Origin of the sequence: Dolichospermum flos-aquae CCAP 1403/13F, assembly GCF_012516395.1 — a bacterium.
GTDB classification, from domain to species: Bacteria; Cyanobacteriota; Cyanobacteriia; order Cyanobacteriales; family Nostocaceae; genus Dolichospermum; species Dolichospermum lemmermannii.
On the sequence record NZ_CP051206.1, the window covers coordinates 2,654,467 to 2,666,486 of the forward strand.

The following is a 12,020-nucleotide window of genomic DNA, read 5'->3' on the forward strand; positions in this document are numbered from 1 at the left end:
TCACACCTGATTTTTTACGAATAATTGGAGCCATTAAGAATAATTCTTAGCAACTCTAATTTGGAAGCTAGAAACTAAAAGTAGTTCTCAAAGCATCAATCACTAAATGCTATTATACCACTTAAATGGACTAAAGTTAGGGTTATTTTATCGCTAAAATGTAACTATTTTTGAAGTCAGTGATGCGTTTACAAAAGGGGATTAAGGGGGGTATGATTCTCTTCCTGTTTTCCTAAATATACTTCAATAACGCGGGGGTCATTTCTCACTTCCTCAAAATCACCTTCACACAATACTGAACCCTCATGTAATACTGTCACCTTCTTAGCAATTTGTCGCACAAATTCCATATCATGTTCAATGACTAAAATTGAATGACTTTCCGCTAATGTTGATAATAAATTACCGATATTATAGGTTTCTTCATCTGTTAAACCAGCCACTGGTTCATCAACAAGTAATAAATCAGGAGATTGCGCTACTAACATTCCAATCTCCAAACGTTGCTTTTCTCCGTGGGATAATAAAGCCGCTGGAATATTTGCTTTTGCAGTTAAACCAATTGTTTCTAATAAGCCTTTCAGACTATTTCTTTCCGCAGAATTGATCGAACGAAACAAAGTTGAAAAGACATTTTTCTGACGATTACTAGTAATTTCTAAATTCTCAAAAGGTGTTAAATTAAGATATATGCGTGGAGTTTGAAATTTGCGCCCAATTCCCAGCCGTGCAATTTGATGTTCAGCTAAAGAACGTAAATTTTTACCCTTAAATAGGACTCTTCCTATGGTTGGTTGCACCTTACCTGTAATTACATCCAGAAAGGTAGTTTTTCCAGCCCCATTTGGACCAATTACTACGCGCAATTCACCAACATTCATACTAAAATTTAATTGGTTTAATGCTTTAAAACCGTCAAAACTAACGGTGACATTTTCAGTTTCCAAGATTTTGGCGTTCATGTTTCACCTCCATATCTTCTTCTAAACTAGGATAGGTATCAGAAGGTTTTAATTGCTGACGTTTCCCAAAAGGGATATTTTGTTTATTTAACCATCCCATGATGCCGTCAGGAAGCAAAATGACGATAGTTAATAATAGTATACCCTGAAAAAATAGCCATATTTCCGCGAATTGTTCACTTAAAAAAGTCCGGGCATAATTAACTAATAAAGTGCCAATAACTGCCCCGATTAACGTCCCTCTTCCCCCCACAGCCACCCAAATCACCATTTCAATAGAAAAGCCAATATCCATGGATCTAGGGGATACAGAACCACTTTGAACGGTGTAAAATGCCCCAGCTATACCAGCAATTGCTCCCGAAACTGCAAATACTAATACTTTAAAATCTGTGGGGTCATAGCCAGAAAATCTCACCCGACTTTCATCATCACGAATAGCTATTAATAATCGGCCAAAACGTCCACTAGTTAACCAGCGACAAATCCCATAAGTAGCCGCCAAAAATACCACCGTCAAGACATAAAAAACAAATTGAGTTTTGCTATCACTAACTATAGCACCACTGCCATTAACTCCCCAAGATAAAGGCGGAAAAGTGGTAAAATCTATCAACCCATTTGTGCCATTAAAAAATTGTTGTTGTCCATTAAAAAAATTGAAAAATACAATAATTGCAGCTTGAGTCAAAATCGAAAAATAAACCCCCTTAATGCGATTACGAAATACTAAATATCCTAGTAATCCTGCTAACAAACCCGGAATCATCACCACAGCAGCCATAGACAGGGGAAAAGAAGAAAAAGGCTGCCAAAATCCAGGAAGTTCCATAACACCATAAAGAGCCATAAAATCCGGTAATTCCCCCGTGGGAACTTGCAATTTTAGGTACATAGCGATCGCATATCCACCCAAACCGAAGAAAATCCCATGTCCCAAACTCAATAAACCAGCGTAACCCCAAATTAAATCAATTCCCAAAGCCACAATAGCCAGAGACAAAAATCGTCCCAATAAATTCAGACGAAAATCTGAAAGTAAAACCGGCATCATCAAAATCAAAATTAAAGCGATCGCACAAACTACCCCAACTTCAACTAATATTAAACTTCGCCCCTTTTTAATTTTCATCATTCCTAACTTATCCATTTTCTAAAATCCGCGTTTATCTGCGTTTATCTGCGTTAAATTTCCCATAATTTAAACATCAACATGACGACCCTTTTGGGGAAAAATTCCGCCCGGCTTCCACTGTAAAAACACAATGATTAACGCAAAAACCATCACCTTAGCCATACTTGTAGTTGCAAAAAAACTAAATAAATCAGCCAAAGGCTTAACCGGACCCAACAACAAAGCCAAAGTTCCCGAACCAATCAAATAATTAGTTGTCCCAATTCCCAAAGCCGCCAAAATCGTACCAGCTAAATTACCCACACCACCGACAACCACCACCATAAAGGTGTCAATAATGTAATTTTGTCCAGTATTTGGTCCAACAGAACCGAGTAAACTAATTGCACATCCAGCCACACCAGCTAACCCTGAACCCAGCGCAAAAGTAATTGCATCAACTTTTTGAGTGGGAATACCCAAACAAGCACTCATACTGCGATTTTGAGTAACAGCCCTAATTCTTAATCCCCAATGAGAACGTTGCAAAAATAGATAAATTCCTCCCACACAAATAATCGTCAAAACAATAATAAATAACCGGGCATAAGGTAATTGTACACCAGCTAAAGATACACCAGATTGTAACCAACTAGGGGCTGTAACATCCACATTTTGAGCGCCAAACCAAGGTAAAGTTACCGCTTGCTGATAGGTTTTACTCAATAAATTACAAATTGTAATTGTCAATCCTAGCGACAAAAATAGTAAAACTCCCACAACCCAGTTACGAATTTTCTGGAAATTATTCCGAGAATTTAAAATCCATAAACCCCCAAAAAACAGAACAGAAAACAAAACCATCCCCATGACTAATAATAAATTGACACTGCGAACAAACTGTTGAAAAATTAAACTTACTCCCCAGGTTGCTAACAGAGTTTCTAAAGGTCGTCCATAGAGATAACGAATTACACTTTTTTCCAGAATTAATCCCACACCAGCAGTGAAAACGAAAGCAATAATCAAAGCCAGAAATATATAAACTTCAAACCAAACCCCACCCAATTGCTTACAAATGTTTTGCACCACAAAAGTTGTATAAGCACCAAACATAATTAGCTCACCATGAGCCATATTAATGACACCCATTAAGCCAAATATGATAGCTAATCCTAACGCAGCAATTAATAAAACAGCGCCAATACTAACACCATTAAATACAGCTTCCAAGAAACCTGTTAACATTTTATCCCTGCAATTATCAATTTATTCCTAATAGTCAGTTGTCAGTTGTTCTGTACCGGCGGTGAATTTTTGCGCCTTTGCGCCCAAGATAATTCATAATGCCATTGTCCAACCTCTATTTTGTTTTTATCACTGACAACTGACCACCAAATTAACCCTTCTTGTATTTACCACCTTTTGCAGGATCTGACCAATCACAAGCAAATCCCTTGGTCTCTTTCACAAATTGATTCCAAGGAACTGGTTCAACTGGTGCGGGGGTAGCATAAACAATGTCAAATAGGCCATCCTGTCTGACTTGACCAATCCGCACAATTTTTGATATGTGATGATTGGCATTAACAGTCACTTTTCCTTCAGGTGCATCTATAGTTTGACCATAGGCCGCAGCCCGGACTTTCGCCAAGTCAGTTGTAGTTGCTTTTTCTACTGATTGCTTCCACAAATACACGGCGATATAGGCCGCTTCCATTGGGTCGTTTGTTACTCTATCTTCACCGTATTCTTTCTTAAAAGCCGCCACAAATTTCTTGTTCGCAGGTGTGTCTACTGTTTGAAAATAGTTCCAAGCAGCATAATGTCCTTTTAGATACTCCACCCCAATGGCTTTAACTTCCTCTTCCGCAATACTCACAGACATGGAAGGATACTTATCTGGTGTCAATCCCGCTCCTTTCAACTGTTTGAAGAAAGCAACATTACTATCACCATTTAGCGTATTATAAATTACACCGCCCTTGGGTAAAACCTGCTTAATTTTCGTAATAATAGCTGTTACTTCCGTATTACCCAAAGGTAAGTAATCTTCCCCAACAGTTTTCCCACCTAAAGCCTCTAATTGAGCCTTAATAATGTTATTAGCAGTACGGGGGAAAACATAGTCAGAACCTACTAAAAAGAACTCTTTACCTTTATTCTTCAACAACCAATCAACAGAAGGTTCAATTTGTTGATTTGGGGCTGCACCAGTGTAAAAAATGTTTTTAGAACATTCTTGACCTTCATACTGCACAGGATACCAGAGCATATGATCCTTGCTCTCGAAAACTGGCTTGACATTTTTACGACTAGCAGAAGTCCAACACCCGAAAACCACCGCTACTTGATCCTGGTCAATCAATTTGGTAGCTTTTTCTCTAAAGGTATCCCAATTAGAAGCGCCATCTTCAACAACTGCTTCAATTTGTTTACCTAAAACACCCCCAGCAGCGTTAATTTCCTTAATTGCTAATTTTTCCGCATCTACAACACTTTTCTCACTGATAGCCATTGTGCCACTGAGAGAATGTAAAATACCTACCTTGATGGTTTTACCAGTAGTACCAGCTACGGGAGATGTACTGGTGGATGCTGCTGGACTATTCGCAGTATTTGGAGAGTTATTAGCACAAGCTTTTAAAAAGATGCTACTACCAATACCCGCTGCACCATAAAGCAGAAACTTGCGTCGGTTAAATTGCTTACCCATATTTTTGATTAGTTATCTTTTAAACTGATATCTTAGTTCTATATTTAACCATTAAACTGTGATTTGTTATACAAAATCGTAATTTATTTTAATAAAAATCTACCTCAAGATAGATGAAAAATATAATTTCTTTCTCATCGGGACTGGTATAATAACAACACACCTAACCCCCTCCCTGTAAGCAATGAGCAAAATGAGCAAGTTAGGATCTACTTGATGTAAGTATAAGTATCTATATATATTTTAGCATCATAATGAGTATTATTAAGTATACAGGGGTATTGGTGAAATTAAAAACTTGATCATCAATCTCTATCTTAAAAAACCTCATGTTGCTATATTCTATTAACAAATATCAATAATCAAATCAGAAATTATGACAAAATACATCTTATGGGGAAGCTATTGTGAAGACGTTCTCAGTAAACGCGAACCCTATCGTCAAGAGCATTTAGCCGGATTAGCACAACAGAAAGAATCTGGAATTTTAATTACCATTGGTCCAACAAAAGATGTAACTCAAGTTTTTGCTATTTACGAAGCTGAAGACGAAAACACCGTTCGTCAACTAGTGGAATCAGATCCCTATTGGCAAAACGGCATTTGGACAGAGTATTTTGTTAAAGAATGGATTCAGGCTTTTTAGTCAATTGACACAATGTTTAACAAAGATAATTAATTCATAATTACCATACCCAGCTCCCCGACTTCTAACATCAATTTATAATTTGTAGACACAATAAATAAAAGAAGTCGGGGATTTTATCGGCCTACCTGAATTATTATCACTTAATTACCCTTGAGTGCCTTTTGAAAATTGCGACGATAGGATGGATTAGCTAAAAACAAAGCAGGCCATAGCAAAGCCAAACCAATCCGATTAGGTAAAGTTTGATTAAAATTAGTTCTACCAAATCCAGTCCAAAACTTCCAAACACCACCGAGATAAACCACGATTATTCCGAAAACAAGTAAATCAATCATGACCATCAACTCCCTTAATAACTGGCATAATTTTATGTAAAGAAACTTGATTGCTGACTACAGGAAAGTTAAAACCTCTTTCATTACTTATCGGCACTGTCCTTACTGAATTCTAGTTTAAATTAGAATCACAGACTGCCACCATTCGTCCTATTACATGATAGCCTAAATAAACTACCCATTCTCAATGCCTGAAAAGTTCATGCTGTATTAATTTTGAATTTTGAATTATTTAAAAGATATTTCTTAGGGAAGTTCCTTAGATCTCAATATCTGTATGAGACTAAAGGAAGAAAAACATTATACTTTTAGCCAAGCTTAGGAGAATTTATGCGTGCAGTCTTAATGGCAGGTGGTTCAGGAACGCGGTTACGTCCTTTGACTTGCGATTTACCCAAACCAATGGTGCCTATTTTAAATCGTCCCATTGCTGAACATATTATCAACCTCCTGAAACGACACCAGATTTATGAAGTAATTGCTACATTACATTATTTACCAGATGTTCTCCGTGATTACTTTCAAGATGGTGGTGATTTTGGTGTACAAATGACCTATGCTATCGAAGAAGACCAACCATTAGGAACAGCAGGTTGTGTAAAAAATATTGCTGAACTATTAGATGAAACCTTTTTAGTCATTAGCGGTGATAGTATCACAGATTTTGATTTGAGTGCGGCCATTGAATTTCATCAACAAAAACAATCAAAAGCTACTTTAATTTTAACCCGTGTGCCTAACCCCATTGAATTTGGTGTGGTAATTACTGACACCGAAGGACGCATTAACCGATTTTTAGAAAAACCTTCTACTAGCGAAATTTTTTCTGATACCGTCAACACTGGAACTTATATTTTAGAACCAGAAGTTTTAGACTATTTACCAGAAAATATTGAATGCGACTTTTCTAAAGATTTATTTCCCCTATTACTAGCCAAAAACGAGCCAATTTATGGTTATATTGCCGAGGGTTACTGGTGCGATGTGGGTCACTTGGATGCCTACCGACAAGCTCAGTATGATGGCTTAGAAAGAAAGGTAAAATTAGAAGTGGCTTATCCAGAAATTGCTCCCGGTTTATGGGTAGGAGCAAATACTTATATTGATCCTACAGCCAAAATTGAAACCCCAGCCATAATTGGTAACAATTGCCGCATTGGCGCGAGAGTAAAAATTGAAGATGGGACAGTAATTGGTGATAATGTCACAATTGGTGCTGATGCTCATTTAAAGCGACCAATTATTTGGAATGGAGCAATTATTGGTGATGAAGCCCAATTATCGGCTTGTGTAATTGCTCGTGGGACTCGTGTAGACAGACGCGCTCACGTATTAGAAGCGGCTGTAGTGGGTTCATTGTCTACTGTGGGAGAAGAAGCGCAAATCAGCCCTGGGGTGAGGGTGTGGCCGAGTAAAAAGATTGAGTCTGGGGCAATTTTAAATATTAATCTGATTTGGGGAAATACTGCCCAACGGAATTTATTTGGACAGCGCGGAGTCCAGGGTTTAGCCAATATTGATATTACCCCAGAGTTTGCGGTGAAGTTGGGCGCTGCCTATGGTTCGACTTTGAAACCAGGTTCAGTGGTAACGGTTTCTCGTGACCAGCGCAATGTTTCCCGCATGGTGACACGTTCTTTAATTGCGGGTTTAATGTCTGTCGGTGTGGATGTCCAAAACCTTGATACTACAGCCATTCCCATCGCTCGGACTGTGATCCCCACAATGTCAGTAGCCGGGGGTATTCATGTGCGGGTTCACCCAGAACGTCGGGATTATATCTTGATTGAATTTATGGATATTAAGGGGATTAATATCTCTAAAGCCCAAGAAAAGAAAATTGAAGGGGCGTATTTTAAAGAAGATATGCGTCGTTCCCAAAGTCATGAAATTGGTGATGTCGTCTATTCTAGTCAATTAGTGGATTGCTATGGTAAGGCTTTTGAAAAATTATTGAATGTGGATACTCTGCGGAACAGTCGGGCAAAGGTGGTCATTGACTATGTTTACGCTGTGTCTGGGGCAGTTCTACCGCAAATGTTAGATAAATTTGGGGCTGATGCGGTGGTGCTAAATGCTAGTTTGAATAAAACGGCCATTTCCAACGCTGATAGAGAATTACTGCTAACTCAATTAGGCCATGTTGTGGAAGCGGTAAATGCTAATTTTGGTGTGCAGGTATCCGCTAATGGGGAACAACTCATATTAGTTGATGAATCGGGTTTTTCCATTCGGGGGGAAATGCTAACGGCGTTAATGGTTGATATGATGTTAACTGCAAATCCCAGAAGTTCGGTGGTTGTGCCGGTTCATGCTTCCAGTGCGGTGGAATTGGTCGCCCATCGTCATGATGGTCATGTGATTAGAACTAAAGCGAATCCGACGGCTTTAATGGAAGCTTGTCAGAAAAATCCCAATGTGGTTTTAGGTGGGAGTGGGGAAACTGGGTTTATTTTTCCCCAATTACATCCAGGCTTTGATTCGATGTTCTGCATTGCCAAGCTAATTGAAATGTTAACCATTCAAGAGCGATCGCTGGCAACCGTACGTTCTGAATTACCTCGTGTGATTAATAGAAGTTACACAGTCCGCTGTCCTTGGACTGCTAAGGGGGCGTTAATGCGCTATTTGGTGGAAACCCACCCAGCGCAAAATTTGGAGTTAATTGACGGTGTGAAAATTCGTCAACCCTATGATGACAATTGGCTGTTGGTTTTACCTGATGCCAGTGAGCCGCTAGTCCATCTCTATGTTAACAGTAGCGATCGGGATTGGGTTGATGAAACTCTCAGAGATTATCGCGCCCGTGTCCAGCATTTTGTGGAACGTGAACAGGAAAATTACAGGTTGGATATGTAATTTTTGGGGTGGGGTTTCCCCACCTTTTATGATGTTTTTTCTCACGCAGAGACGCAGAGAGGAATTAATAGTTTGGTTTAAGGATTTTGAAATCCATATTGTTTTTGACGGTCTTCAAATCTATATTCACGGTTGTAGTTATCATCTGGATCATAGCCAATATCGCCAACAAAGCAGAAGGAAACAGCTAAGAGGGTGTTTGAAAAGTCCCTTATGGTGTATCGAATATTTTTAGATCCCCCTAAATCCCCCTTAAAAAGGGGGACTTTGACTCTAGTTCCCCCCTTGCTAAGGGGGGTTAGGGGGGATCTGTAAGTGCCTAAAATCACAACCTAAGACTTTTCAAACAACCTCTAGTTAAAGGTTCTTTTTTCTAAGACAAATTTATCTCGTGGTGGCATTTTATCAAAATCATTTTTAAACTTTTTCCATTCTCTTTGGTTATGTCTATCCATAAATATATCTAAATTCTGTAAGTGATTCAGCCATTCATCTTTATTAATGGAGAATAGGAGACTCGAACCCCTGACCTCTGCGGTGCGATCGCAGCACTCTACCAACTGAGCTAATTCCCCTTATTCGTGCTTATAAGTTAACAACTCTCATAAACATATTATATTCTAACACTCAGGAACGACAGATTGCACATCTTTTTCTAAAAAAACTTCCTGTACTCGCTGTAAATCCAAATCAATCAGATAATCAATCGTCCAATTAGCTTGACGGTGTAGCATCTGGAAAGGGTAAGTATTCGCTACTCCAACTACTTGCATTTGGGCGCGTTTAGCTGCTTGAATACCTGTCCGAGTATTTTCAATCACTAAACACTCATCAGGTTCTAAGTTTAATTCTGGATATGTCTGATTTAGACGTTCAACCGCCAGCAAATAGCCTTCCGGGTTGGGTTTATCGCTGCTGATATCATCCCCCGACACAATTACAGGGAAGTATTCAGCTAATTTAGCAGATGTTAATACCATTTCAATTTCTAGGGATAAAGCATCACTGACTAACGCCATTTTGAGATGACGGGAACGAATCTGAAAAATTACATCTTCAATTCCCGAATACAAAGGCAATTTTTCCAGCTTCTCCAATTCCAACACATAAGCTTGAGCTTTGCGAGTGAGTAATTGAGCCATATAAGCTTCCGTCACCACCCTACCACGATTTTTCAGCAGGTTTTGCAGATAAGCGCGATGACTTATCCCTAAAAAGTCTTCACGTTCTTTTACCCGTTGAGTTTGAAGATTTTCCTGTATAAGAATCTCATCTATCAGTTGGATATGGATTAATCCATCTTTAATAATGACACCATTAAAATTAAATAAAACTGCCTTTAAACTCATAGTGCAAACTGGAAACAATCCTCCAGATGATTATTTATTAGGGTAAATTACCGGAATACATTTAAGATTAACCCATTTTTGAAAATATACAAGAGTCAGATCCCCGACTTCTTGAAGAAGTCGGGGATCTTGTTGTCATAGCTTGACAGAGATATTCCACAACCTTGTAAAATTACCTGTACTTGTAATTATACCCAAAATAGACGCATCTTTAAATTCAACTTAACGTAAAACCCATAGCCTTGATTTGTAGGTTGGGTTGTGGAACGTGAACGTTCGCGGAGCAATTAGCATGAAACCCAACAAATGCGTTGGGTTGCGCTGTCGCTTAACCCAACAAAGCAGAAAATTGACAAGATATTGTTTGTCCAATTTATTTTGCAGGTAACTCTGCCACTTCTCCAGCGCTCACCATTGCCCGATACAATAAAGCAGAAACATCGGCTCTAGTGGCAACTTTTTTAGGATTTAGTAATTTTTTATTAGGATAATTAGTAATTACACCATTTTCTGTCAATGCGGCGATAAAATTACGATGTTCACTTCTAATACTAGAAGCATCACTATAAACTGAAAGAATATTTTCCGTTGAACCAGTAAATTTATAATTCAATCCTTTGGCTAAAGTTATTAAAACATCTAGACGACTCAGCTTTTGTGTGGGGTTAAAGTTTTTGCTGTTGAGAATAGTAAAAAAGCCCATTTCATAAGCTTCTCGAATGGCATCATAAGCCCAATATCGTTTAGGAACATCTTTAAAATTAATTGCTTCTCGAACTTTACTTTTAATAAAGACTTTTTGCAAAAGGGCAGCTAATTCGGCACGAGTTACTGGTGCATTCGGACGAAAAGAATCATCAGGAAATCCGCCAATTACTTCCATTGCAGCCAATTCAGAAATATATTCCCTAGCCCAATAGTTTTTGGAGATATCAGAAAATGAGACTTGAATACCTTTCGCTACACCTATTTTCCGATATTCACTTAATAATTTGCCCAGTTCAAAACTGGAGTTGTCCTGAATTGGAGTCAACTTTACCAAACTACCAGGATTAGCTGTTAAAGCTTTTGCTAAGTTAGAATCAAAGGCATTTATAGATTTACCTACTACAGCAAAATCACCTTCGCTAAAGGAAGTAGGATAAGCGCCAGTGGTGGTAACTTTAGCAAATCCTGCGGCTTGATATTGGACAATATTAATCTTTTCCGAACTACTCAGAAAAGTAACTTTTTGGTTATTAACTTCTGTGAAATAATCGTAGGCATTGGTATTATCAACAATGCTATCATTATTGACATCAAAACCATAAAAGGTGCGGACTACTTTGTTTTCTGTGGGATTAGCGGATAAAATCAAGTTAACCGCAGTATTTTCCGGCAAACAAACAAATTCACTGTAACCAATAAAGCGATTATTGGTATCATATAAACGGACAACAATGCGATCGCCTAATTTAAATCCTTTAACAAACTTAGCTTTTTGCTTAATCTTATATTTATAATCACCTAAAAACCTTTCTTGGCGATATTTATTGCCATATTTACTCTTAATAGAAATCCGGGCAATTACTTCTTTGATTGTCCCCCCAGGTTGCCATATATAAAGCGTGAAAGCTGATTTCTTCTCTGGTGAAAAACTCGTATTAACGGGAATATCAATTGCTTCACCTTCAGATTGACCCACTAAAAGTTGCGTTTGTGGAGAATTACCTAATTTTGATGCAACTGGGGAAGAAAGTCTTGATACTGCTAATGCAGAAGATATTGGCGATAATGCGACAACAGAAACGGCTGTAACAACCAGTTTACTCCAACTTAAGTTAATGGGATTCATAAGGATATCCGGTAAGTGGGAAACGAGCGTGGCTTGGCTCCCTGAGAGGAAAGCGACACGGGCGGTTTTAACCGCTTTGAATCTTTTTTCATTACCGCCTTGGAGTTAAGAAATTCGGGGTACTTTTGTGGTGTACTTTCAACGGGACAATTACCGATTCAAATTTCCCAACTCTGTACGCATAATGTGTTGCTCCGAAGAG

9 protein-coding genes and 1 tRNA gene are annotated in these 12,020 nt (G+C 38.4%); 2 read left to right on the forward strand and 8 right to left on the reverse strand.

What is annotated here, in order from left to right; all coding sequences use genetic code 11:
- Positions 1 to 188: 188 nt before the first annotated feature.
- The 4 genes from urtD to urtA form a co-directional block, all read right to left on the reverse strand.
- Positions 189 to 962: an urea ABC transporter ATP-binding protein UrtD gene (gene urtD / locus HGD76_RS13030; protein WP_168696040.1), complete on the reverse strand. Its 774-nt coding sequence runs from the start codon at positions 960 to 962 to the stop codon at positions 189 to 191.
- Positions 937 to 2,112, reverse strand: coding sequence for an urea ABC transporter permease subunit UrtC (gene urtC / locus HGD76_RS13035; protein ID WP_233466873.1), 1,176 nt, complete (start codon positions 2,110 to 2,112; stop codon positions 937 to 939). The genes urtD and urtC overlap by 26 nt, the downstream gene beginning before the upstream one ends.
- A gap of 51 nt (positions 2,113 to 2,163) precedes the next feature.
- Entirely contained in the window at positions 2,164 to 3,324 is a 1,161-nt protein-coding gene (locus HGD76_RS13040) for an ABC transporter permease subunit (RefSeq protein ID WP_168696041.1), read from the reverse strand.
- 151 nt (positions 3,325 to 3,475) lie between these two features.
- Positions 3,476 to 4,792: an urea ABC transporter substrate-binding protein gene (gene urtA / locus HGD76_RS13045; protein WP_168696042.1), complete on the reverse strand. Its 1,317-nt coding sequence runs from the start codon at positions 4,790 to 4,792 to the stop codon at positions 3,476 to 3,478.
- A 376-nt stretch (positions 4,793 to 5,168) separates the two neighbouring features.
- Between urtA and HGD76_RS13050 the strand changes: the two genes are divergently transcribed.
- Positions 5,169 to 5,438, forward strand: a complete 270-nt coding sequence (locus HGD76_RS13050; RefSeq protein ID WP_168696043.1) for a YciI family protein — start codon at positions 5,169 to 5,171, stop codon at positions 5,436 to 5,438.
- 143 nt (positions 5,439 to 5,581) lie between these two features.
- Here HGD76_RS13050 and HGD76_RS13055 read toward each other — a convergent pair whose 3' ends face one another.
- Positions 5,582 to 5,776 (reverse strand): hypothetical protein, encoded by a 195-nt coding sequence (locus HGD76_RS13055; protein WP_015079930.1) that lies wholly within the window; start codon positions 5,774 to 5,776, stop codon positions 5,582 to 5,584.
- Positions 5,777 to 6,106: 330 nt separating this feature from the next.
- On the opposite strand from HGD76_RS13055, the gene HGD76_RS13060 reads away from it, so the two are divergent.
- Positions 6,107 to 8,635, forward strand: coding sequence for a mannose-1-phosphate guanyltransferase (locus HGD76_RS13060; RefSeq protein WP_168696044.1), 2,529 nt, complete (start codon positions 6,107 to 6,109; stop codon positions 8,633 to 8,635).
- Between the two features lie 502 nt (positions 8,636 to 9,137).
- Here HGD76_RS13060 and HGD76_RS13065 read toward each other — a convergent pair.
- The 3 genes from HGD76_RS13065 to HGD76_RS13075 form a co-directional block, all read right to left on the reverse strand.
- Positions 9,138 to 9,210 (reverse strand) — tRNA-Ala (locus HGD76_RS13065).
- 45 nt (positions 9,211 to 9,255) lie between these two features.
- Positions 9,256 to 9,984 carry an HAD family hydrolase gene (locus tag HGD76_RS13070; protein ID WP_168696045.1) on the reverse strand — a complete coding sequence of 243 codons (729 nt, stop codon included), beginning with the start codon at positions 9,982 to 9,984 and terminating at the stop codon, positions 9,256 to 9,258.
- 373 nt (positions 9,985 to 10,357) lie between these two features.
- A complete protein-coding gene (locus HGD76_RS13075) occupies positions 10,358 to 11,818 on the reverse strand; it encodes an S-layer homology domain-containing protein (RefSeq protein ID WP_168696046.1) in 1,461 nt (486 codons plus the stop codon).
- Positions 11,819 to 12,020: the final 202 nt, after the last annotated feature.